A 20,744-nucleotide genomic window follows, 5' to 3' on the forward strand; every position below is an offset into this window, starting at 1 on the left:
CCACAGATTGGTGATACGCCAAGACATATAAAAATTATATCATTACAGATCATCGCAATGATGATCTCAATTTATACGCGCTCTCTCAAATACAAGCATCTGCCTTACTAAGGCAATACGGCTTACAGAAATGAAATGCTGATTACTAACGAAAAGTTAACAGTGTAAACTGCTGAAAACAGGAGATTTTCAAAGTCCATCACGCCAAGACCCCTCCTGCGGCGGATCATCTGAACTCTGCGGCCGCGACAGACGACGAGATTTTACTGGGATTGCGCCGTCAGACGCCGTCAGAGGCGTCGAAACGGCGTTTTGCGCCGCCTGATCAGTTTCCCGTCCGCGCATCCGGCGCCGCAGCCCGGCGCGCGGACGGATCAAGACCCTGACACGCCGATCGCCACCACCGCATGCGCGGGATCGACGCGTCAACGGGCGGGCCGGACGAAGGCGCACTCGCGCTTTCGTTCAAACATGGGCGCTTCGGCAGGACGGCCTCGACAGCGGAACAGCACGCCCCCCAGCGTTCCGCCACGACCGGAGTCTTCGCCGAAGCGCCAGGCCTGCCGCCCAGCCCCTAGGCCCGGCCCCCAAACGACAAATCGCCGCCCTGGGGGACCAGGACGGCGACTGCATGACGATCAGGCGTCGTGGCGGCTCTGTGATCAGGCCTCGACGGGGCGCCCGACCTCCTCCTGAGGAATATCGTCCAGTTCCCCTTCCCATTTGGCGACCACGGCGGCGGCGACCGAGTTGCCCACGACGTTGGTGGCCGAGCGGCCCATGTCGAGCAGGTGGTCGACGCCCAGGACGATGGCGATCCAGGCTTCCGGCAGACCGAAGTAGGTCAGGGTCGCCATGATGACCACCAGCGAGGCCCGCGGAATGCCGGCGATGCCCTTGGACGTCACCATCAGCAGCAGCAGCATGAAGACCTGCTGCGAAACGCTCAGATGAACGCCATGCGCCTGCATGATGAACATGGTGGCGAAAGTGCAGTAGAGCATCGAGCCGTCGAGGTTGAACGAATAGCCCAACGGCAGGACGAAGCTGACGATGCGGCGACGCACGCCGACCTTGGGCAGGGCCTCCAGGATGCGCGGATAGGCGGCTTCCGAACTGGCGGTCGAGAAGGCCAGCAGGGCCGGGGTGCGGATCACGTTGAACAGCGGCAAAACCCGACGCCCCAGCACCAGGGCCCCGGCCAGGAAGAGCAGCCCCCACAGGATCCCCATCGAGCCGTAGAAGCCCAGCACGAACTTGGCGTAGACGCCGAGCATCTCCAGCCCCTGGGTGGCGATGGTCGAGGCCAGGGCGGCAAAGATGGCGAAGGGCGCCAGCTTCATCACGAACTCGGTCACCTTGAGCATGATCGAGGCGGCCTGCTCGACCAGGTTCAGAACCGCCGGAGCCTTGTCGTCCAGCGCGGCCACGGCGGTGCCGACGAACAGCGAGAAGAGGACGATCTGAAGGATCTCGTTCTTGGCCATGGCGTCAAAGATCGACGTCGGCACCAGGTGGGTGACGAAGCCATGCAGCGAGAAGGCGTCGGTCGAGGCGGCCGGCGCGGCGGCGAGCACGGCTTCCGGCAGGTGCATGCCGGCGCCCGGCTGCAGGATCTGCACCATGGTCAGCCCCAGCAGCAGGGAGACGATCGAGGCGCCGATGAACCAGGTCATGGTCTTGACGCCGATACGGCCGACCGAAGCCGCGTCTTCCATGTGGGCGATGCCGGCCACCAGGGTCGTGAAGACCAGCGGCGCGATGATCATCTTGATCAGCCGCAGGAAGACATCGGTGATGAGGCTGAGATTCTTGGCCGCAGCCTCGGCCTGGTCAGCGCCGAGGTACTGGTTCAGGCCCCATCCGGTGAGGACGCCCAGAATCATGGCGCCGATGATGAGGTAGGCGAATAGTCGCTTCATTTTTTACGTTCCAACTCCACTCGGCTCACCCCGTCGGAATCCTCCCCCGACCGCACAAGCCCCTTCCGTTCATACAAAAACGGGGCGGCAGACGTTCAAACTGTCCGCGGCCCCGCCTCGTCGCTGTCGTTGCTAAAGCCAATCGGCCCGCGCGCCTAGATCAGAATGTCTGGGGATCGTCGCATACCGTCGGCGACCGCGATGGGGGTGGACGCCGCCGTCGCCGTCGAAGCGCTCATTGGCCGGCGCCGGCTCTTGATCATGGAGGATGTTTCGAGCGTCCAGCCAGCGCCCTGGGCCGGACAAAACATGGAGCGGCCGGGGGGAATCGAACCCCCGACATTCAGCTTGGGAAGCTGACGTTCTACCTCTGAACTACGGCCGCGCAGGCGGCGGACCATAGAGGGCGGGGCTGAAAAGAAAAGGTCCGGCGCGGGGCCGGGCCTGGGGAAAATAGGAACCCGACCGAGCCCTTAGTCGTGGACGCGCTCGACGCGGACGCCGCGCTGTTCGAGTTGCGCCTGGAGGCTGTCGGGACCCGCCAGATGGCCGGCGCCGACCGAGATGAAGGCCGTGCCCGATCCGGCTAGCAGGGTCTGGATCTGATCGGCCCAGGCCTGATTCCGGCGGGTCAGCATGACGGCGTACATCTCGCTTGAGTCCGTCCGCATCTCCTGACCGATCAGGGCGTCCAGGGCGTCGACGTCGCCGGCGGCCCATGCCGTCACCATGCGGCCGAGGAAGGCGTCGGCCTGATCAAACTCCTTGAGGCCCGAGCGCAGCATGGCCAGTTGGGCCGCCTCGGACATGTCGGCGACGAAGCCGATCTGCTGGGGAGCGGTCTCGAACCCCTTGATCGGCTTGCCGGTCGCAGCGGCGCGGGCGTGCAGAATCTGATCGCCGCCGTTGGCGGCGACGTAGCCGGCCTTCTGGATCGAGGCCAGGGCCAGTTGCAGGCTGGCCAGCCACGGACGTAGGGGATTCAGTTGCGCCGCGCTGGCGCCGACCGTCCGTGCGGCGGCGTCCAGATCGGCCATTTCCTCGGCGGTCAGCAGGCTGGATAGAGGACGGTCCGGCGAAATTCCCTTGGCCTGGATCAGCGCCATGACGCCGGTCTGGTCGTTGAGGTCGGCGATCTCGAACCAGTATTCGTCGGCGCCAGCGAAGGCCTTGTCCATGCGCGCCGTGCCCCAGGGGGTGTCGGGCTTCAGCACGTGGACCGTGCCGAACAGGTAGATGGTTGAATCGGCGTCGCGCACCACCCACAGCCCCGGCCCCGAGCCTCGAGGCGCGGCCGTGACGGCGACAGGTTCGGGGGCGACGGGCGTCTGCGCCACAGCGGACGGCGCCAGCAACAACAGGGCGACGCCGGCGGCGAGGGCGGAAACCGATCGGATCCAGAGGCGGGCGAACGTCATGGCGAACTCCTGGTCAGGGCGGCGGCACGGGATCAGGCGTCTGCGAAGCGCAGGATCAGTCCGGATCGTTGGAGAAGATGGATTCGATCGGCAACTGGAACAGACGCGCGATCTTGAAGGCCAGCGGCAGCGACGGGTCGTAGCGGCCCGTCTCCAGCGCATTGACGGTCTGGCGCGAGACGCCGAGCTCGGTCGCCAGGTGCGCCTGGCTCCAGTCGCGCTCGGCGCGCAGCACCTTGAGACGATTGTTCATGCCCTTGCCCTCAACGCCGCGCCAACCACCACCAACCCCAGGCGATGGCGTAGCCGATGAGTTGAAACGCGAGGATCGCCATCATGCCCGAGACAAGAAGGTCGTGCGGCGTTTCACCCAACGACGCCGGAAGGGGAATATCAGAGCCCCGGAGCGAGAGCGTCAGCAGGCAGATCGCGCCGACGATCATTCCGCATGATCCGCCCCAGAACCACGACCATTTGTGCGCCTCGCGCGCGGCCTCGTCCACGCGACGCCACCACAAGAGGCACAGCCAAAGCGTCGCCGCCATGACCAGAGCCAGGACGGCGACCGTCAGAAACAGACCGGTTTGGCCGGGCAGTTCGGAGAGAGACGCAGAGCCCACGCCGCCCAGAAGCCCCAAGACCATCGTGGCGACGGTCAGGGCGATCAGTCCGGACGCGCCGAGCGGTTTAACAGGCTTCGAAGACATGGATGCTCTTACTTGCCGACAGACAAGTTTGTTTTACATGCGCCCCAGCTTGCGTCAAGCGAGGTTGTCAGGCCCTGAGGCCTACTCCGCCGCCGGGGCGTTCAGCAGTTCGGGGCGGCTGAGGGTGCGCGGCGACTGTTCGACGGCAGGCAGTTCGGGCAGCTCCTTGCCCTCGTGGTCGACCTGCAGGTCCTCGAAGCGGCGGGCCGAGACCATGACCTGGCTCTCCAGCGAGCCGACGAACTGGTTGTACTTGCCCACCGCGGTCTCCAAGGCCCGGCCGACCGAGGCGGCGTGGCCGCCCATGACCGACAGGCGCTTGTAAAGCTCCTTGCCCAGCTTGGCGACGTCCTCGGCGTTCTTGGCCTGCTCCTCGGCGCGCCAGCCATAGGCGACCGCCTTGCACAGGGCGAACAGGGTGGTCGGCGTGACGATGACGACGCGCGAGGCCATGGCCTGGGTCATCAGGTCGGGTTCGTGATCGAGGGCTGCGGCCAGGAAGGCGTCGCCGGGCACGAACATGGCGACGAAGTCAGGGCTGGGCTTGAACTGGTCCTGATAGGCCTTGGACGACAGCTGGCGCACGTGGGTCTTCATGCTGGCGGCGGTGCGGGCCGACATGGCCTTGCCCTGGGCCTCCTCGTCGCCGTCGGCCTCGTCGGCGAAGGCCAGCGACACCTTGGCGTCGATGACGAACATCCCGCCGCCGGGCAGCTTGATGATGAAGTCGGGGCGCTGCTGACGGCCCTCGTCATTGGCCGAGGAGTTCTGCTCCTCGAAGTCGAAACGGCCCGCCATGCCGGCGGCTTCCAGCACGTTGCGGCAGGTCTGCTCGCCCCAGCGGCCGCGGCGGCCGGTATTGCCCTTCAGGGCTTCGGTCAGGCGGCGCGCCTCGTCGCGGGTGGCGGTCGAGGCTGTCATCAGGGCGGCCAGTTGCTCCTTCAGCCCGCCGGTGTCCTCGGCGCGGGTCTTCTCCAGCGCGGCGACGTGCTCCTGGAACTTGGCCAGGGTCTCGGAGACCGGCTTGAGCTGGGCCTCCATCCGCTCGCGGGCGACGCGGTCCTGGGCCTGAAAGGTCTCGGTGGCGCGGGCCACCAGCTTGGTCGCCACGGCCTCGGCCGACTGCGAGGCCTGGGCCTTGAGGAATTCGGCCATGGAATCGCGGCTCTCCTCCATCAGTTCCAGCCGGGCGTCGGCGGCGTCGAGCGCGCCCCTGGTCTTCTGCCAGCCCATGAAGGCCCAGAAGAAGCCGCCCCCGGCGACGACGGCGACGACGGCGACGACCAGCAGGATGAGTTCGAGCGTGTTCATGCTCCGTTCCTAGCCGGAGTCGCGGCCCGTTGAAAGCGGGGCGGCAGGAGGGCGGGATGACGGCCTTGGTTGCACGGTGCAGCGAAAAAAACAGTGCAATTAGTGCAATGGGCCGCGGCCGGAGGGATGGCGAAAAAGGGAAGCGACCGGCCTGGGGCGGCGGGGCGACGGATGGCGCTGTCAAAGACCAGCCGTCACTGTGCCTGAGTTTGGCGCCAAGGCGCGCTAATGGGCGCGGGAGACGGCTGATCCCTTGTGGCGCAAGGGATTGGTGGTCGTGGATATGATGGCAGGCGGGGTTAGGCTGGCCTTCTGGCGCGCAGGGCCTGGATGATGGTGCCGTCGTCCAGCCAGTCCAGTTCGCCGCCGACCGGGACGCCGCGCGCCAGCGAAGTGACTTCGACGCCGGCCGCCGACAGGCGTTCGGCGAGGTAGTGGGCCGTGGTCTGGCCGTCGACGGTGGCGGGCAGGGCCAGAACGACCTCCCTCGCCTCGCCGCCCCCCATCTCTCCGCCTTTGACGCGGCCGATCAGTTCGGCGATGCGCAGCTGCTCGGGGCCGACGCCGTCGAGCGCCGACAGCAGTCCGCCCAGCACGTGATACTTGCCGCGAAAGGCGCCCGAGCGCTCCATGGCCCACAGGGCGCCGGCCTCCTCGACCACGCAGATCAGGGCGTTGTCGCGGCTGTGGTCGGCACAGATGGAGCAGGGATCGCGCGTGTCCGGCGCGCCGCAGACCGAGCAGTTGACGACCTTCTCGGCCGTCTCGGCCAGGGACGCCGCCAGTGGGACCAGCAACTGTTCGCGCCGCTTCAGCAGGGCCAGGGCCGCGCGCCGGGCCGAGCGCGGGCCCATGCCCGGCAGCTTGGCCAGCAGGCTGATGAGCCGTTCAATTTCCGGCCCGGCGGAGGCGGCCATCAGAAGTCCCCTCCATCCGTCATGCTCGGGCTTGTCCCGAGGATCCAGAAATACGGCGATCCATGAGTCATCATCAGAGGTCGGCGTTTCTGGATGCTCGGCACAAGCCCGAGCATGACGACAGGGGGGCGGAGGCGGCCATCAGAAGAGTTTCGGCATTCCCGGGAGGTTCATCCCGGCCATGGGGCCGGCGGCCTCGCGCATCAGGGCGCTGTTGACCTCGTCCAGCTTGCGCTTGGCGTCGGCGTGGGCGGCGACGATCAGGTCGGCCAGGATCTCGCCCTCGCCGGGGGCCATCAGGCTGTCGTCGATCTTCACCGCGGTGATCTCGCCTGGGCCTTTCAGGGCAATGACGACAAGGCCGCCGCCCGAGGTGCCCTCGGCGGTGGTTTCGGCCATCTTGGCCTGGGCGTCCTGCAGCTTTTGCTGCATCGCCTGGGCCTGTTGCATCAGAGCGTTGAGGTCTTTCATCCCCCCTAGATAGGGCGAAGTGCAGCAAGGCTCCAGTCCCTGACACAGAACGACGATCTTTATTGGCAACAGAATTTGTAGCGATTACCCTTGACGCCGTCGCGGAAGAGGCCAAATAGCAACCATTGAAGTTGCTAATCCTGTTCAGGAGGTTCTCCCCCATGGCTTTCGACGCCCTTTCCGCCCGCGACGTTCCGGTTTCCGACGCCGTGCTGGCCCAGTTGTTCACCGAGGCGCGCACGCGCAACGGCTGGAGCGACCGGCCCGTGTCCGAGGAGCTGATCCGCAAGCTGTACGACCTGACCAAGTTCGGCCCGACGGCGCTCAACATGACCCCGGCCCGCTTCGTCTTCGTCACCTCGCCCGAGGCCAAGGCGCGCCTGGCCCCGCACATGGCCGAGGGCAACCGCGCCAAGACCCTGGCCGCACCGGTCAACCTGATCATCGCCCAGGACATCGATTTTCACGACACCTTGGCCAAGCTGTTCCCGCACGCCCCGGGCGCCCGCGACTGGTTCCTGGAAGAGGCCGGTCGTCGCGAAGCGGCCTTCCGCAACGCCTCGCTGCAAGGCGGCTACCTGACCATCGCCGCCCGCGCCCTGGGTCTGGACGTCGGTCCGATGTCGGGCTTTGACGCGGCGGGCGTGAAGGCCGAGTTCTTCGCCGACAGCAATGTCGAGCCGAACTTCATCATGAACCTGGGCTACGGCACGGACGAGAACCTGTTCCCGCGCTCGCCCCGCCTCGACTTCGAGGAAGCCGCGCAGATTCTGTAAGCCAGAGACCGTCATCCCGGACGGCGCGCCGCGCCGATCCGGGACCGCCCAAGACGTTGCGCTTCCTGCGGTCCTGGATAGCCCTGCGGGCTTCCGGGATGACGCTCAGTCCTCTTCGCCGGCCTCGTCGTCTTCCGGGATGGCGGGCATTTCCACCGCCGGGGCCAGGGTCTTGATCTCCTTGATCTCGGCGCCGGGGAAGGCCTGCATGATGGACACCACGAAGGGGTCCGCCTCGACCGCCGCACGGCGGGCGGAGCGGGCCTTTTTCTCGACCTCGATCAGGGTCTCGCCGCCGCCCTGACCATTGGCGGCGATCAGCCAGGTGCGGCCGGTCCATTCCTTGAGCCGCCCGGCCAGACGCCGCGCCAGATCGTGCGGCGAGCCTTGCGCGGGTTCATAGACAATGGCGCCCGGCTTGAACGACACCGGCTTCACATAGCGTTCGACATCCATCTGCAGCGTGATTTCGCGCTTGTCGCCGATCAGGGCGACCACCGCCTCGAAGGTCTGCGGATCAGGCAAGGCGGGTTGAGCCATGGGCCGCGCCGCCAGCATGGCCGAGGCGCCCCCACCTCCTCCAGAGCCTCCACCGCCGCCGCCGCGAGGGCCGCCCGCGCCGCCGCCGCCCGGCAGGGTCCCGCCCGACTGGATGGCCTTCAGCGCCTCTTCCGGTCCCGGCAGGTCGGCGGCGTAGGCCAGACGGACGATGGCCATTTCCACGGCGTCGGCCGGGTTCGGCGCGCGTCGCACCTCGTCCAGCGCCTTCAGCAGCATCTGCCAGGTCCGCGACAGGGTCCCGGCCGAGATGGCTGCGCCCAGGGCCGTCAGTTTCTGCGCCTGATCATTCGGCAGGCGGGTGGCGTTGGGGCCCAGCATCTTGGCGACCGAGGCCGCGTGGCAGTGCTCCAGCAGGTCGTTGGTCACCTGCACCGGATCGGCGCCATAGCCGTAGAGGGTGCGGAAGTTTTCCAGCGCCTCGGGCGTGCGCCCGGCCATGACGGATTCGAACAGGGCGATGGTCTGGGTCCGGTCGGCCAGACCCAGCATGTCGCGCACGGTGGCGGTCTGAACCGTCTCGCCGTGCTCGGCCTGAACCAGGGCCTGATCCAGCAGGCTGAGGCCGTCGCGGACCGAGCCCTCGGCGGCGCGCGAAATCAGCGCCAGGGCCTCCTGCTCGATCTTCATGCCTTCGCGGTCGGCGATGCGCGACAGGTGGCCGACCAGGACCTCGGGCTCGACGCGGCGCAGGTCGAAACGCTGGCAGCGGCTGAGGATGGTCACCGGGACCTTGCGGATCTCGGTGGTGGCGAAGATGAATTTGGCGTGGGGCGGCGGCTCCTCCAGCGTCTTCAGCAGGGCGTTGAACGCCTGCGTCGACAGCATGTGGACCTCGTCGAGGACATAGACCTTGTAGCGGGCCTCGACCGGCGCGTAGCGGACGCTTTCCAGGATGTCGCGGATGTCGTTGACGCCGGTGTGCGAGGCGGCGTCCATCTCCATGACGTCCATGTGCTGGCCGGCCATGATGGAGGCGTCGTGGCGACCGTGGGCCGTCAGGCTCAGCGACGGCTTGTCGATGACGTCGGTTTCGTTGTTCAGGGCGCGGGCGAGCAGGCGGGCGGTCGTCGTCTTGCCGACGCCCCGCACCCCGGTCAGCATGAAGGCGTGGGCGATCCGGCCCGTGGCGAAGGCGTTGGTCAGGGTCCTGACCATGGCCTCCTGACCGATCAGGTCCTCGAAGGTGCGCGGGCGGTATTTGCGCGCCAGAACCTTGTAGGCGCCGTCGTCGGCGGGTTCGTCCGCGAACGGTTCGGCCTTGGCCGGGGCGGGCGTCGCGACGGGCGCGGCGACCGGAGCCGCGACGGGCTCGGGTGTAGCGGCGGGCGCGCCGAACATGTCGTCGGTGTTCTCGTCCCGCTCGGGAACGTCCTCCTCCCAGGGAGGGCCATCAAGACTCGGATCGACGTCGCTCATGCGGATGTCTTACCGCGAGTAAGCCGCCAGCGCATCCTCCCCTCGGCCGATATGCACCGTCATTCTCGGGGCCGACGCTAAGCGGCGGAACCCGGGAACCTAGGCGGCGGCCACAGGCTGGAAACCGGCCACATAACCCACAGGCCTGGGTCCCGGATCAGCGGCGCGCAAGCGCGCCTTGTCCGGGATGACGGACGGCTGGGCGAATCAGAGATCGGTGGGCAGTCGGCCGCCGTTGTCCCTGATCTTCTGAATCACCTGGGCGTGCAGCCAGACGTTCATCGCGGCGCTGTCGGACTTGTCGCCGGTATAGCCCAGCTCGCCGGCCAGTTCCTGGCGCTCGGCCAGCGAGGATTCCAGCCCGACCAGCTTCATCAGATCGACGATGGAGGTGCGCCAGTTCAGCTTCTGCGCCTTCTGGTCGTTCATGAAGTCGAGGATGCTGGCGACGTCGACCTCGGGCGCGGGAGCGGCGGCCGAGGGGGCGACCGGGGCGGCCTGAGGCTGGGCGGGCGCTGCGGTCGGCACCGGAGCCGCCGGTGCGTCGGGGGCCGCCTCCTTTTTCTTGAAGATGCCGCCGAGAATGGACCCGAGAATGCTCATCGCCTGCTCCTGAAAAGGTGACGCCCTTTCAGCGGGCCAGAGCGATTCGGGTTCCGTGAAGCTTGCGAGACGCCGGGAGGCCCCTGCAAAAAAACAGAGTCCAATTCGTCTAATCTGTCTGAAATCACGCGCTCAAGCAGCGAGCCATCGCATGGCGAGCGGTAGCGCCACAAAGATGGAAAGTAGAGACCGCGACCCGAAGGTGAATTCGTTGTGGCTGCTGCCTTCCGGCCCTGACCAAGTTGGCGAAGCCTTCGCCCGCGATCTCCGAGGAGGGATATGACGGTTGGCGGCCCCGGAATCAAGAGCTCTAAGCAAGACCCCTCCCCCATCGCCAGCGTCGGGGGTATGAAGCGCCATGTCCTATCGCAACGTCTTCTCCGGCAATCCGCTCGACCGCTCGGGCGACCTTCGCAACGACGCCGCCTGGCTGGGCGAGCAGGAAGCCAACCCCGAGGCCCTGGCCATGGTCCTGTGGGAGGGCCGGCCTCTGGTCGAGGACCATGACGGCGGACAGCGGCTGGTCTGGCTGGCGCTGGCGCACGGGCGCGACCTGGCGCCGGACCGCGACGTCTTCCTGGGTCTGTGGAAGGGCGCGCCGGCCTTCGCCGTCGAGTTCGAGGGCTCGATCGACCCGACCAGCGGCCCGGCCCAGGGCCTGGGCCAGTTCATCGAAATGCGCGCGGCCGCCGCCGCCCTGACGGAAACCGATGTCGCCATCGCGGGGACGGCCAAGAACCTGTTCGACTGGCGCCGCCGGCACGGCTTCTGCGCCGCCTGCGGTCAGGCGACGGATCAGGCCTCGGGCGGCTGGCGGCGGATCTGCCCGGCCTGCGGCGTCGAGCATTTCCCGCGCGTCGATCCGGTCGTCATCATGTTGCCGGTCTATAGGGGCGGGGCGGAACCGCGTTGCCTGCTGGGCCGTCAGGCCGTCTGGCCCGAGGGCCGGATGTCGGCCCTGGCCGGCTTCATGGAGCCCGGAGAATCGATCGAGGAGGCCTGCGCCCGCGAGGTGATGGAGGAAGCCGGCCTGACCGTGTCGAGCGTCAAATATCACTCCAGCCAGCCCTGGCCCTTCCCGGCCCAGCTGATGATCGGCCTGATCGCCGAGGTCACCACCGAGGACGCCGCGCCGGACCAGACCGAACTCGAAGCCGTGGCCTGGCTGACGCGGGCCGAGGCGCGGGCGGTGCTGGCCGGAACGCACGGCGCGATCCACGCGCCGCCGCCCTACGCCATCGCGCGGCGGTTGCTGGCGACCTGGGCGGAAGAAGAGGCTTAAGCTGGAGGCCCTTCTCCCCTTGCGGGAGAAGGTGGCCGAGCGCAGCGAGGTCGGATGAGGGGTTTCGCGACGGCGTGTCGCAGCCCTTTATCCAACACTTGAGAGACCCCTCATCCGTCAGGCTTCGCCTGCCACCTTCTCCCGCAAGGGGAGAAGGAAGAAAGGATCAGGCCAGCGCCCGCGCCGCCTCCAGATCCGCCGGGTTGTCCACCGACAGCGGGGCTTCCTCGATCACCGAGGCCCAGATCTGCAGCCCCATTTCCAGCGCCCGCAGTTGTTCCAGCTTTTCGCGCTTCTCCAGCGGCGACGGCGGGGCGGCGCAGAAGCGCATCAGGGCGTCGCGACGATAGCCGTAGATGCCGACGTGGCGCCAGATCGGGCCGTCGCCGTAGAGGGTCGAGCGGGTGAAGTAGAGGGCGCGGCCGCTGGTCTCGCCCTCAGCCAGGGCCAAAACGGCCTTGACCACGTCGGGGTTGATCCGGTCGGAGACGTCGGCCTCGGCCGCCACCAGGGTCGCGATGTCGCAGGCCGATTCGCGGTTCAGCAACTCGGCACAGGCCCGCGCCAGATCGGGCGAGGCGAAGGGCATGTCGCCCTGGACGTTGATGACCAGGTCATGCGCGCCGTCGGGATCGACCGCCTCGACCGCCGCGCGGATGCGGTCGGAGCCGCTGGGCAGGGCCGGATCGGTCAGGACGGCCAGGCCGCCCGCCGCCTCGACGACCGCGACGATCTCGGGATCGCCCGCCGCCACGGCGACGCGGAAGCCGGACAGGGCCGCCTGCTGCCAGGCGCGCACGATCATGGGCTGGCCGCCGATATCGGCCAGCGGCTTGCCCGGCAAACGGGTCGCGGCCATGCGAGCGGGTATCAATATCAGCGGATTCATCGACTTGACGCGTCCTGTGACGCCCGGAAGCACCCGGGCCGGTTGCGAAGGCCGCGCTAGCGTGTAAGAGACGCCCACGCAAGGATACGCCTGTACGCCGCATCGCGGTTTGGGCCTTAGAGACGGGATGCGACGACGCGCATGAGCGGCGATCTGAAGTGGAACAAGATTATGGGCGCGTGCCTGGGCACCGCCTTTGTCATTCTGGTAGTCCAGCAGGTGTCGGGGATGGTTTACCAGACCAAGACGCCCGAGAAGATGGGCTATTTCGTCGACGCGCCGGTAGAGTCCGCGGGCGCCGAACCGGCTGCCCTGCCGATCGACTGGGGCACGGTCCTGCCGACCGCCGATCTGGCCGCTGGTGAAGCCGCCTTCGCGCGCTGCCAGGCCTGCCACGACGCCCACAGCGGCGGCGCCGACAAGATCGGTCCGAACCTGTGGGGCGTGATCGGCGGTCCGGTGATGCACCGCGCCGGCTTCGCCTATTCGGACGCCATGGCCAAGCACAAGGCCGAGGCGCCGACCTGGGGCTATGACCAGATCGACGCCTTCCTGACCGCGCCGGGCCGTTACGTCCCGGGCACCAAGATGTCGTTCGCCGGCATCCGCGACGAGAAGACCCGCATCAACTTGATCGCCTGGCTGCGCACGCAGGGCTCGGGCGGCTTCGCCATCCCGGCCTCGGATCCGGCCCGCCAGCCGGGCGCCGCTGCTGCGGCGGCCCCGGCCGCTGAAGGCGCCGCCACGGAGGCCGCTCCGGCCGCCGAGGGCGCGGCTCCGGCTGCTCCGGCTGCGGCCCCCGCCGCCTAAGGCTCGAGCCACAGTCGAACGATTTGGAAAGGCGGCCTTCGGGCCGCCTTTCTGCGTTTGGGCCCCCGCCTTTACACCCGCTCATCCCCGCGGAGGCGGGGACCCAGTGAGAGCCACGGGCGCGCCCGCTAGGCATGCGCCCTCGACTTCAGCGCAGCGGTTGCAGCCAAAGCACTGGGTCCCCGCCTCCGCGGGGATGAGCGGGATAGAGCGTGTCAGATCCGACGAAAGACAGCCGAGGCGAAGCCTTCGCCCGTCAGCCGGGCCTCGACCTCGGCCAGGGTCTCGATGACCACGCCGCCGCGCGCGCCGGTCGAATGGATGACCTGATCGGCGTCGACCATGATGGCCGAGTGACCGGTCCAGTCGTGGTCGCGGTTCGGGGCCATCCAGACAACGAGGTCGCCGCGCTGCGCCGCCTCGCGCGCGACGGGGCGGCCCAGATCGGCCTGGGCGTCGGAGCGGCGCGGGCCGGGCAGGCCGCAGGCCAGCAGCGCCTGCTGCACCAGACCCGAGCAGTCGGTCTCGAACGAGGAGCGGGCGCCCAGGGCGTGCGGACGGCCCAGCAGGCGTTCGGCCACGGCGACCGGCTCGCGCTCGAAATCGCCGACGGGTTGAAGATCGTCAGCGCTCAACCCCTCGGCGGCGTCGCCGACCAGGGCGTTCAGCGGCAGGGCGGCGGAAACCGAGGAGACGCGGCGCGTAGCCAAGGGCGCGCCGGGCGACAGAAGGTCCAGCGTGACCCAGCCGACGATCCCGTCGCGGCGGGCGCGGCCCCAAACTCGGTCGCCCTGGCGATGCAGCACGTCGAAGGCCTCGCCGTGCAGCAGCTGGTCGATACGTTGGTCCGCGTCCGACAGAATGTCCGCGACCGGAACCCGGCAATGCATGGGCTCGGTCCGGCGATAGGCCTCGGCCCGCATCAAGCCTTCCAGCGCCTGTTCGGCCAAAACGGTCCGGTCTCCGTCCCGAAGGATCAGAGGCGGGCCGGGCGGAAGAAGGGCCAGGAGGTCGGACAAGCAAGGACTCGGCGGCGATTCACGCGGGTGAACCGCCGTTTGTAAACGCCGAAGCCAAATCGGGCGTTAACAGCCTTGGCTATTCGGCGAATCGGTCGCGTAGATAGCGATAGCAGGCGCGCAGGGCCTGGGCTTCGCCGCCCTCGGGGTGGCCCGGACGGGCGCGCGGGTTCCAGGCGAAGATGTCCATGTGCGCCCAGGATCCCGTCGTCGGGGCGAACTTCTGCAGGAACAGCGCCGCCGTCACCGACCCGGCCTGGGCCCAGGCGGCGGAATCATTCCTCAGGTCCGCGATCTCGCTGTCGAGCGAGGCGCGATAGCCGGCCCACAGCGGCATGCGCCACAGGGGGTCGCCCACGGCGCGACCGGCGCTGAGGATGCCCTCGGCCAGGGCCTCGTCGTCGGTGTAGAGGGGCGGCAGCTCGGGACCCAGCGCCATGCGCGCCGCGCCGGTCAGGGTGGCGAAGTCCAGCGTCAGATCGGGTTCATGCTCGCCCGCCCGCGTCAGGACGTCGGCCAGGATCAGGCGGCCTTCGGCGTCGGTGTTGCCGATCTCGATGGTCAGGCCCTTGCGGCTCGACAGGATGTCGCCGGGGCGGAAGGCGTCGGCGGACACGGCGTTCTCGACGGCGGCGACCAGCACCACCAGGCGCACGCGCAGGTCGGCCTGCATAATCAAGCGGCCCAGAGCCAAAGCATGGGCCGAACCGCCCATGTCCTTCTTCATATTGCGCATCCCGGCGGCGGGCTTGAGGTCCAGACCGCCCGTGTCGAACACCACTCCCTTGCCGACCAGGGCCACCAGCGGCAGGTCGGTCTGGTCCAGCTTCCAGCCGATTTCCAGCACGCGCGGGGCGCGATGCGGGGCGGCGGCGCGGCCGACGGCGTGAACCGCCGGATAACTTGCATCAAGCAATGCGTCGCCCGTCGTGACGGTCAGGGTCGAGCCTGCACTCTGGGCGATCTCGCGGGCGATGGTCTCGATCTGCAACGGCCCCATGTCGGCGGCGGGGGTGTCGACCATTTCGCGGGCCAGGGCGGCAGCGGCGGCGATATTCAGCGTCTCGGCCAGGTCGAGCCCTGCGGGCGCGACCAGGCGCGCGCGGCCGCGCTCGGGGCGGGCCTTGTAACGGTCGAACAGGTAGCCGCCGAGGACGAAGGCCAGGGCGGCTTGCTGAGCCGCCTCGCCCTCGACGCCGTCCAGCCGCCAGTCGCCGGCGGGCAGACGCGTCGGCAGGGAACGCGCCGTCATCGGCTCGAAGGCTTCGCCCGCGCCGAACAGGGCCTCAAGCGCCGCGCCGTCCTCGCCGGGGAGGATCAGCAGCTGGCCCGCCTTGCCGGTGAAGCCGTTGGCCTCGGCCCAGGCGGCCTGTCGTCCGGTCAACGCCTGCCCCTGCGTCACCACGCGCACCGGGCGCGCGGCGTTCGCCTCGTCTTGGGAAGCGGCGATCAGCAGGTCGGGATGGACGACGGACATGGGGCGAGCCTTTCCGGCCCTTAAGGCCGCTTAACCAAACCTTGACGCGGAGGCGCGACGCTGGCGCCGCAGGAAACCGTCCGGACCCTCTCCATGTCGCGCACCGCCGCCGCCGCCGCAACCATGACGCTGGCCCTGATGGGCCTGACGGGCGCTGTTCAGGCGCAAACGCCCGCCCCTGCGCAAGCGCCCGTCGCCCGCCAGCCCGCCGACGCCGCGACCCGGGCCAGCTATGACCGCGTGGACGCCCTCAGCCGCTCGGTCTTCTGGTCGCAGGAACAGCAGATCAATCCGTTGGACCCGGTCGCCGGGGTCAAGCTGGCGCAGGCGCTGCGCGAAATGGGCCAGTTCGATCAGGCCGCCGAGACGGCGCAATCCGTCCTGACCGTCCAGCCCGCCAATCTCGACGCCATGCTGGAGGTCGGCCGCGCCCATATCGCGCGCGGTCACGCCTTCTACGGCATCGCTGCCCTGGAACAGGCCCGCGCCACAGCCCCGCGCGACTGGCGCCCCCTGTCGCTGCTCGGCGTGGCCTATCAGCAGGTGCGCCGCCCCGACGACGCCAAGGCGGCCTGGACCGAGGCCCTGCGCCTGTCGCCCGACAATCCCGACGTCCTGACCAACGCCGCCATCGCCCGCATGGGCGAAGGCGACGCGCCTTCCGCCGAAATCCTGCTGCGCCGCGCTGCCGCCCAGCCGACCGCCAGCCTGAAGGTGCGCCAGAACCTGGCCCTGGCGCTGGGCCTGCAGGGCAAGACCGCCGAGGCCGAAGCCATCCTGCGCCGCGACCTGCCGCCCGAGGTCGCCGACGCCAACCTGCGCTGGCTGGCGGAGCGCACCGCCGCTGCGTCCGCTGCCGCCGCCGTCCCTGTCGCCGAGACCGGCACGGCGCGGACCTGGTCCTCGGTTCAGGGCGGCTGACGCCATTAACTTCCGTCATCCCGGACGCAGGCTCGCTCGCGAGCCGAAGATCCGGGACCCAGGCGGAAGAGCCTTGCAGGGGCGACGAAGAGCATGACGCCACGGCCTGGATCCCGGATCGGCCTTCGGCCGTCCGGGATGACGGCAGGAAGGAACCGGCAGTGAGGATCGCACCTTCTCTCTCCCGTCCATCGCGCCTATCTTCTCCCCATGATCGACGACCTCTACAGCGCGCGCATCCTGTCGTTGGCGGCCAACCTACCCCACAGCGGGCGTCTGGCTGCACCCGAAGGCAGCGCCGAGCGCGTGGCCAAACTCTGCGGGTCCAAGGCCACGGTGGACGTAGTCCTCGACGCTGACGGTCGCATCATCGACTTCGCCCAGGCGGTGAAGGCCTGCGCCCTGGGTCAGGCGGCGGCGGGCGTGGTGGGCGAGAGCATCCTCGGCGCCTCGGCCCATGAAATTGCTGAGGCCCGCGACGCCATGCTGGCTATGCTGAAATCCGGCGGCGAAGGCCCCGAGGGCCGCTTCGAGGGCCTGCGGGTGCTGAAACAGGTCGCCGACTATCCCGCCCGCCACGCCTCGACCATGGTGGCGCTGGAAGCCACGCTCGACGCCGTCAATCAGGCGTTGGAAAAGCACCACAGCGATACGCGAACTCGCCTCGCCGGCGCGGCCTGAAGCGTCGTCCGGTTGATCCCCCTGCAATGAAGAGGGATAAGCGCGGCGAACCCGAAACAGAGCCCCCGGCGAAGGGACAGATGTCTCTCTACGAACGCAGCGTCCGCGCGGCCCATCGGGGCTATAAGGTGACACTGTCCCCCTTCTTCGGCCAGTCGTGCCGGTTTCTGCCGACCTGTTCGGACTATGGGCGCGACGCCCTGCTCCAGCACGGTCCGGTTCGGGGGGGATGGCTCACCGTGCGCCGTCTCTGTAAATGCCATCCCTTCGGCGGTTCGGGCTATGATCCCGTGCCGCCCGCCAAGATCGAAAAAGAACGACCGTCATGATCGAACTGAAATTCCCCGACGGCGCCGTGCGTCAGTATCCGGCCGGCTCGACGGGCCGCGACGTGGCCGCCGCCATCTCGCCCTCGCTGGCCAAGAAGGCGGCCCTGGTCGTCTGGAACGGCGAGCAGCGTGACCTGGACCGCGTCATCGACGGCAGCGGCGACTTCCGCCTCTTGATGCGCGACGATCCCGAGGCGCTGGAGACCATCCGTCACGACGCGGCTCACGTTCTGGCGCAGGCGGTGCAGGAGCTCTTCCCCGGCACCCAGGTCACGATCGGCCCGGCCATCGAGGACGGCTTCTATTACGACTTCGCCCGCGACGAGCCCTTCTCGACCGACGACTTCGCCAAGATCGAAAAGAAGATGGGCGAGATCATCGACCGGGGCGCCCCGCTGGAGCGTCAGGTCTGGGACCGCGACACGGCCATCGCCCACTTTGAAAAGATCGGCGAGACCTACAAGGCCGAGCTGATCCGCGACCTGCCGGGCACGGAGACCATCACCGTCTACAAGCAGGGCGAATGGGCCGACCTGTGCCGGGGACCGCACTTCCCGACCACGAAATTCGTCGGCAAGGCCTTCAAGCTGACCAAGCTGGCCGGCGCCTACTGGCGCGGCGATTCCTCGCGCGCCCAGCTGCAGCGCATCTACGGCACCGCCTGGGCGACCAAGGAGGACCTGGACGCCTATCTGCTGCGCATCGAGGAGGCCGAGAAGCGCGACCACCGCAAGCTGGGCCGCGCCATGGAGCTCTTCCATATGCAGGAAGAAGGCCGTGGCATGGTCTTCTGGCACCCCAAGGGCTGGGTCCTGTGGCGCGTGCTGGAGGCCTATATGCGCCGCCGCCTGGACGCCGCCGGCTATGTCGAGGTCAAGACGCCGCAGGTTCTGGACCGCAAGTTCTGGGAACAGAGCGGCCACTGGGACAAGTACCGTCCCAACATGTTCGTCTGCGAAACCGTCGAGGGCGAGGAATTGAGCCTCAAGCCGATGAACTGCCCGGGCCACGTGCAGATCTTCGACCAGGGCCAGCGCTCCTATCGCGAACTGCCGCTGCGCATGGCCGAGTTCGGGGCCTGCCACCGCTATGAGCCGTCGGGTTCGTTGCACGGCCTGATGCGTGTGCGCGGCTTCACCCAGGACGACGCCCACATCTTCTGCCGCGAGGACCAGATCGTCGAGGAGACGTCCGAGTTCATCAAACTGGCGCGCAGCGTCCACGCCGATCTCGGCATGGAAACGGCCTACATCAGCCTTGGCACCCGCCCCGAGAACCGCGCCGGCTCGGACGAGTTCTGGGACAAGGCCGAGGCCCTGATGGCCGAGTCCGCCCGCGCCGCCGGGACCGAGCCGGTCGTCACCGAGGGCGACGGCGCCTTCTACGCGCCCAAGCTGGACTTCATCGTCAAGGACGCCATCGGCCGCGAATGGACCTGCGGCACGATCCAGTTGGACTATGTCCTGCCGGAACGCCTGAACGCGACCTACATCGCCGAGGACGGCCAGAAGCACCGCCCGGTCATGCTGCACCGCGCGATCCTGGGCAGCTTCGAGCGCTTCATCGGCATCATGATCGAGAACTACGCCGGGGCCTTCCCGCTGTGGCTGGCGCCGACCCAGGCCGTGGTGGCGACCATCACCTCGGACGCCGACGACTATGCCGAAGAGGTCGCCGCCAAGTTCCGGGCGGCCGGCCTGCGCGTCGAGACCGATCTGCGCAACGAGAAGATCAACTACAAGATCCGGGAACACTCGGTCGGCAAGGTGCCGGCCATCGCCGTCGTCGGCCGCAAGGAAGCCGAGGAAGGCAAGGTCGCCATCCGCCGCCTGGGCAGCCAGGCCCAGACCGTGGTCACCATCGAGGAAGCCATCGCCCTGCTGACGGACGAGGCCACCCCGCCTGACCTGAAGCGCCTCCGCGACGGCGAGGTCTGAACATGAGAACGCCCCGGTCGAAAGGCCGGGGCGTTTTTCTTTGGGCTCAATGTACCCGCTCATCCCCGCGGAGGCGGGGACCCAGTGCTCTGGCTGCGAGCGTTTCATGCGCCGATAGTCACAAAGCCTATCCAGACCGCGGCGTGTGAAGCTCTTACTGGGTCCCCGCCTCCGCGGGGATGAGCGGAGTTCAAGTCACTGCGCCGTCATGCCGCCGTCGATCTTGAACTCCGCGCCCGTCACGAACTTGGACTCGTCCGAGGCCAGATACAGGACGCAGTAGGCCACGTCGTCGGGCTCGCCGATGCGCTTCAAGGGGATGCCGCGCGCCAGTTTCTCGTGCGCCGTCGTCTCGTCGCCGCCGGCCAGGGCGACGAAGGGGTCGAGGATCGGCGTCTTGATGAAGACCGGGTGGACCGAGTTGGCGCGGACGTTCCAGCCGGCCTTGGCGCATTCGAGCGCCACCGTCTTGGTGTAGAGCCAGACCGCCGCCTTGGTGGCGTTATAGGCGCCCATGCCCGGCGCAGCAGCCAGCCCGGCAATCGACGAGATGTTGACGATCGAGGCCGCGCCCGAGGCCCGCAGATGCGGCAGGGCGTGCTTGCAGCCCAGCATGACGGATTCGATGTTCACCGCCTGAACCAGCCGCCAGTTCTCCAGCGTGTCCTGCTCGGCCCAGGTCAGCTGGCCGCCGATGCCGGCGTTGTTCGCCAGGATCGACAGGCCGCCCATGTCCTCGGCGGCGGCGGCGACCACGCGGACCCAGTCGTCCTCGCGCGTCACGTCGTGCTCATAGGCGAAGGCCGCGCCCGGATGGTCGGCGTTGATAGCCTCGGCCAGAGCCTTCGCCCCGTTCAGGTCGCGGTCGGAGACGGCGACCTTGGCGCCTTCCTTGACCAGCATCCGCGCCATGGCCTGGCCCAGACCGCCCGCCGCCCCGGTGATGAGGGCGGCCTTGCCCGCGACGCGGCCCTGGCGAGGCGCGTTCACTCGACCTGGCCCTTCACGGCGTCGTCGATGAAGCGGGCCATCGCCACGTCTTTCTCGGTCACCCCGCCCGCATCGTGGGTGGTCAGCAGGACTTCGACCCGGTTGTAGACGTTCGACCATTCGGGATGGTGGTCGGCCTTGTCGGCCAGCAGGGCCACGCGGGTCATGAAGCCGAAGGCGGCGTTGAAGTCCTTGAAGCGCAGCGACCGCGCGATGGCCGGGCGCGGATCGTCGGCGCGGCGCCAGTCGGGCAGGCCCTGAAGCACGGCGTTCACGTCGAGGGCGGTCATGAGCGTCTCCTTGATTT

The 20,744-nt window shown here is 68.2% G+C and carries 21 protein-coding genes, 1 tRNA gene and 1 other RNA gene; 7 read left to right on the forward strand and 16 right to left on the reverse strand.

The features are described 5' to 3' along the window. Positions 1-662: 662 nt before the first annotated feature. The 8 genes from AB4Y68_RS05845 to AB4Y68_RS05880 form a co-directional block, all read right to left on the reverse strand. On the reverse strand, positions 663-1,922 hold the full coding sequence (locus AB4Y68_RS05845; RefSeq protein ID WP_441454569.1) for a dicarboxylate/amino acid:cation symporter: 1,260 nt from the start codon (positions 1,920-1,922) through the stop codon (positions 663-665). Between the two features lie 310 nt (positions 1,923-2,232). Continuing rightward, positions 2,233-2,307, reverse strand: a tRNA-Gly gene (locus AB4Y68_RS05850). Between the two features lie 88 nt (positions 2,308-2,395). Continuing rightward, positions 2,396-3,340, reverse strand: a complete 945-nt coding sequence (locus tag AB4Y68_RS05855) for a TraB/GumN family protein (RefSeq protein WP_441454570.1) — start codon at positions 3,338-3,340, stop codon at positions 2,396-2,398. 55 nt (positions 3,341-3,395) lie between these two features. Then, entirely contained in the window at positions 3,396-3,593 is a 198-nt protein-coding gene (locus tag AB4Y68_RS05860; protein ID WP_441454571.1) for a helix-turn-helix transcriptional regulator, read from the reverse strand. Positions 3,594-3,603: 10 nt separating this feature from the next. Next, complete coding sequence (locus tag AB4Y68_RS05865) at positions 3,604-4,047, reverse strand: hypothetical protein (protein ID WP_441454572.1); 444 nt, start codon at positions 4,045-4,047, stop codon at positions 3,604-3,606. 81 nt (positions 4,048-4,128) lie between these two features. Next, complete coding sequence (locus AB4Y68_RS05870) at positions 4,129-5,358, reverse strand: DNA recombination protein RmuC (protein WP_441454573.1); 1,230 nt, start codon at positions 5,356-5,358, stop codon at positions 4,129-4,131. 299 nt (positions 5,359-5,657) lie between these two features. Then, positions 5,658-6,275: a recombination mediator RecR gene (gene recR / locus AB4Y68_RS05875; RefSeq protein ID WP_441454574.1), complete on the reverse strand. Its 618-nt coding sequence runs from the start codon at positions 6,273-6,275 to the stop codon at positions 5,658-5,660. Between the two features lie 141 nt (positions 6,276-6,416). Further along, the gene (locus tag AB4Y68_RS05880) at positions 6,417-6,746 is read right to left on the reverse strand and encodes a YbaB/EbfC family nucleoid-associated protein (RefSeq protein ID WP_441454575.1); all 330 of its coding nucleotides are present in this window, start codon (positions 6,744-6,746) and stop codon (positions 6,417-6,419) included. Between the two features lie 161 nt (positions 6,747-6,907). Here AB4Y68_RS05880 and AB4Y68_RS05885 point away from each other — a divergent pair, with 161 nt between their 5' ends. Continuing rightward, complete coding sequence (locus AB4Y68_RS05885) at positions 6,908-7,522, forward strand: malonic semialdehyde reductase (protein ID WP_441454576.1); 615 nt, start codon at positions 6,908-6,910, stop codon at positions 7,520-7,522. 105 nt (positions 7,523-7,627) lie between these two features. Here AB4Y68_RS05885 and AB4Y68_RS05890 read toward each other — a convergent pair whose 3' ends face one another. The 3 genes from AB4Y68_RS05890 to ffs all read right to left on the reverse strand — a co-directional run bounded on the left by AB4Y68_RS05890 (position 7,628) and on the right by ffs (position 10,374). Further along, entirely contained in the window at positions 7,628-9,499 is a 1,872-nt protein-coding gene (locus AB4Y68_RS05890) for a DNA polymerase III subunit gamma/tau (RefSeq protein WP_441454577.1), read from the reverse strand. 207 nt (positions 9,500-9,706) lie between these two features. Beyond that, the gene (locus AB4Y68_RS05895) at positions 9,707-10,102 is read right to left on the reverse strand and encodes a DUF3597 domain-containing protein (protein ID WP_441454578.1); all 396 of its coding nucleotides are present in this window, start codon (positions 10,100-10,102) and stop codon (positions 9,707-9,709) included. 178 nt (positions 10,103-10,280) lie between these two features. After that, positions 10,281-10,374, reverse strand: an RNA gene (ffs, locus tag AB4Y68_RS05900) — signal recognition particle sRNA small type. A gap of 86 nt (positions 10,375-10,460) precedes the next feature. On the opposite strand from ffs, the gene nudC reads away from it, so the two are divergent. Beyond that, positions 10,461-11,384, forward strand: a complete 924-nt coding sequence (gene nudC / locus AB4Y68_RS05905; protein ID WP_441454579.1) for an NAD(+) diphosphatase — start codon at positions 10,461-10,463, stop codon at positions 11,382-11,384. A gap of 166 nt (positions 11,385-11,550) precedes the next feature. On the opposite strand, the gene AB4Y68_RS05910 is transcribed toward nudC, so the two are convergent. Further along, entirely contained in the window at positions 11,551-12,273 is a 723-nt protein-coding gene (locus tag AB4Y68_RS05910; RefSeq protein WP_441454580.1) for a 3-deoxy-manno-octulosonate cytidylyltransferase, read from the reverse strand. 141 nt (positions 12,274-12,414) lie between these two features. Here AB4Y68_RS05910 and AB4Y68_RS05915 point away from each other — a divergent pair, with 141 nt between their 5' ends. Then, entirely contained in the window at positions 12,415-13,083 is a 669-nt protein-coding gene (locus AB4Y68_RS05915) for a c-type cytochrome (RefSeq protein WP_441454581.1), read from the forward strand. Between the two features lie 215 nt (positions 13,084-13,298). Here the strand turns inward: AB4Y68_RS05915 and AB4Y68_RS05920 are convergent, their stop codons facing one another. Both AB4Y68_RS05920 and AB4Y68_RS05925 read right to left on the reverse strand, forming a co-directional pair. Continuing rightward, positions 13,299-14,102 carry a C40 family peptidase gene (locus tag AB4Y68_RS05920; RefSeq protein ID WP_441454582.1) on the reverse strand — a complete coding sequence of 268 codons (804 nt, stop codon included), beginning with the start codon at positions 14,100-14,102 and terminating at the stop codon, positions 13,299-13,301. Between the two features lie 79 nt (positions 14,103-14,181). Continuing rightward, entirely contained in the window at positions 14,182-15,579 is a 1,398-nt protein-coding gene (locus AB4Y68_RS05925; protein ID WP_441454583.1) for a leucyl aminopeptidase family protein, read from the reverse strand. A gap of 93 nt (positions 15,580-15,672) precedes the next feature. On the opposite strand from AB4Y68_RS05925, the gene AB4Y68_RS05930 reads away from it, so the two are divergent. From AB4Y68_RS05930 to thrS, 4 genes are all read left to right on the forward strand, one after another. Further along, positions 15,673-16,500 (forward strand): tetratricopeptide repeat protein, encoded by an 828-nt coding sequence (locus tag AB4Y68_RS05930; RefSeq protein ID WP_441454584.1) that lies wholly within the window; start codon positions 15,673-15,675, stop codon positions 16,498-16,500. Between the two features lie 210 nt (positions 16,501-16,710). Continuing rightward, positions 16,711-17,181, forward strand: coding sequence for an iron-sulfur cluster assembly scaffold protein (locus AB4Y68_RS05935; protein ID WP_441454585.1), 471 nt, complete (start codon positions 16,711-16,713; stop codon positions 17,179-17,181). A gap of 80 nt (positions 17,182-17,261) precedes the next feature. Further along, the gene (gene yidD / locus AB4Y68_RS05940; protein WP_105562548.1) at positions 17,262-17,510 is read left to right on the forward strand and encodes a membrane protein insertion efficiency factor YidD; all 249 of its coding nucleotides are present in this window, start codon (positions 17,262-17,264) and stop codon (positions 17,508-17,510) included. Next, complete coding sequence (gene thrS, locus AB4Y68_RS05945) at positions 17,507-19,447, forward strand: threonine--tRNA ligase (RefSeq protein ID WP_441454586.1); 1,941 nt, start codon at positions 17,507-17,509, stop codon at positions 19,445-19,447. Before yidD ends, thrS begins: the two co-directional genes overlap by 4 nt. A 195-nt stretch (positions 19,448-19,642) precedes the next feature. Here thrS and AB4Y68_RS05950 read toward each other — a convergent pair whose 3' ends face one another. Together AB4Y68_RS05950 and AB4Y68_RS05955 are read right to left on the reverse strand one after the other, a co-directional pair. Continuing rightward, the gene (locus AB4Y68_RS05950) at positions 19,643-20,437 is read right to left on the reverse strand and encodes an SDR family oxidoreductase (protein ID WP_441454587.1); all 795 of its coding nucleotides are present in this window, start codon (positions 20,435-20,437) and stop codon (positions 19,643-19,645) included. Further along, positions 20,434-20,727 (reverse strand): 4a-hydroxytetrahydrobiopterin dehydratase, encoded by a 294-nt coding sequence (locus AB4Y68_RS05955; RefSeq protein ID WP_441454588.1) that lies wholly within the window; start codon positions 20,725-20,727, stop codon positions 20,434-20,436. The genes AB4Y68_RS05950 and AB4Y68_RS05955 overlap by 4 nt, the downstream gene beginning before the upstream one ends. Between the last annotated feature and the right edge of the window lie 17 nt (positions 20,728-20,744).

Source organism: Brevundimonas sp. 2YAF1, from assembly GCF_052114745.1.
GTDB lineage: Bacteria > Pseudomonadota > Alphaproteobacteria > Caulobacterales > Caulobacteraceae > Brevundimonas.

What these genes read in the sequence shown, in the direction of transcription:
- AB4Y68_RS05845 (WP_441454569.1), bottom strand. Translation starts at nt 1,922, where the DNA reads ATGAAGCGACTATTCGCCTACCTCATCATCGGCGCCATGATTCTGGGC.
- AB4Y68_RS05855 (WP_441454570.1), bottom strand. Translation starts at nt 3,340, where the DNA reads ATGACGTTCGCCCGCCTCTGGATCCGATCGGTTTCCGCCCTCGCCGCC.
- AB4Y68_RS05860 (WP_441454571.1), bottom strand. Translation starts at nt 3,593, where the DNA reads ATGAACAATCGTCTCAAGGTGCTGCGCGCCGAGCGCGACTGGAGCCAG.
- AB4Y68_RS05865 (WP_441454572.1), bottom strand. Translation starts at nt 4,047, where the DNA reads ATGTCTTCGAAGCCTGTTAAACCGCTCGGCGCGTCCGGACTGATCGCC.
- AB4Y68_RS05870 (WP_441454573.1), bottom strand. Translation starts at nt 5,358, where the DNA reads ATGAACACGCTCGAACTCATCCTGCTGGTCGTCGCCGTCGTCGCCGTC.
- recR (WP_441454574.1), bottom strand. Translation starts at nt 6,275, where the DNA reads ATGGCCGCCTCCGCCGGGCCGGAAATTGAACGGCTCATCAGCCTGCTG.
- AB4Y68_RS05880 (WP_441454575.1), bottom strand. Translation starts at nt 6,746, where the DNA reads ATGAAAGACCTCAACGCTCTGATGCAACAGGCCCAGGCGATGCAGCAA.
- AB4Y68_RS05885 (WP_441454576.1), top strand. Translation starts at nt 6,908, where the DNA reads ATGGCTTTCGACGCCCTTTCCGCCCGCGACGTTCCGGTTTCCGACGCC.
- AB4Y68_RS05890 (WP_441454577.1), bottom strand. Translation starts at nt 9,499, where the DNA reads ATGAGCGACGTCGATCCGAGTCTTGATGGCCCTCCCTGGGAGGAGGAC.
- AB4Y68_RS05895 (WP_441454578.1), bottom strand. Translation starts at nt 10,102, where the DNA reads ATGAGCATTCTCGGGTCCATTCTCGGCGGCATCTTCAAGAAAAAGGAG.
- nudC (WP_441454579.1), top strand. Translation starts at nt 10,461, where the DNA reads ATGTCCTATCGCAACGTCTTCTCCGGCAATCCGCTCGACCGCTCGGGC.
- AB4Y68_RS05910 (WP_441454580.1), bottom strand. Translation starts at nt 12,273, where the DNA reads ATGAATCCGCTGATATTGATACCCGCTCGCATGGCCGCGACCCGTTTG.
- AB4Y68_RS05915 (WP_441454581.1), top strand. Translation starts at nt 12,415, where the DNA reads ATGAGCGGCGATCTGAAGTGGAACAAGATTATGGGCGCGTGCCTGGGC.
- AB4Y68_RS05925 (WP_441454583.1), bottom strand. Translation starts at nt 15,579, where the DNA reads ATGTCCGTCGTCCATCCCGACCTGCTGATCGCCGCTTCCCAAGACGAG.
- AB4Y68_RS05930 (WP_441454584.1), top strand. Translation starts at nt 15,673, where the DNA reads ATGTCGCGCACCGCCGCCGCCGCCGCAACCATGACGCTGGCCCTGATG.
- AB4Y68_RS05935 (WP_441454585.1), top strand. Translation starts at nt 16,711, where the DNA reads ATGATCGACGACCTCTACAGCGCGCGCATCCTGTCGTTGGCGGCCAAC.
- yidD (WP_105562548.1), top strand. Translation starts at nt 17,262, where the DNA reads ATGTCTCTCTACGAACGCAGCGTCCGCGCGGCCCATCGGGGCTATAAG.
- thrS (WP_441454586.1), top strand. Translation starts at nt 17,507, where the DNA reads ATGATCGAACTGAAATTCCCCGACGGCGCCGTGCGTCAGTATCCGGCC.
- AB4Y68_RS05955 (WP_441454588.1), bottom strand. Translation starts at nt 20,727, where the DNA reads ATGACCGCCCTCGACGTGAACGCCGTGCTTCAGGGCCTGCCCGACTGG.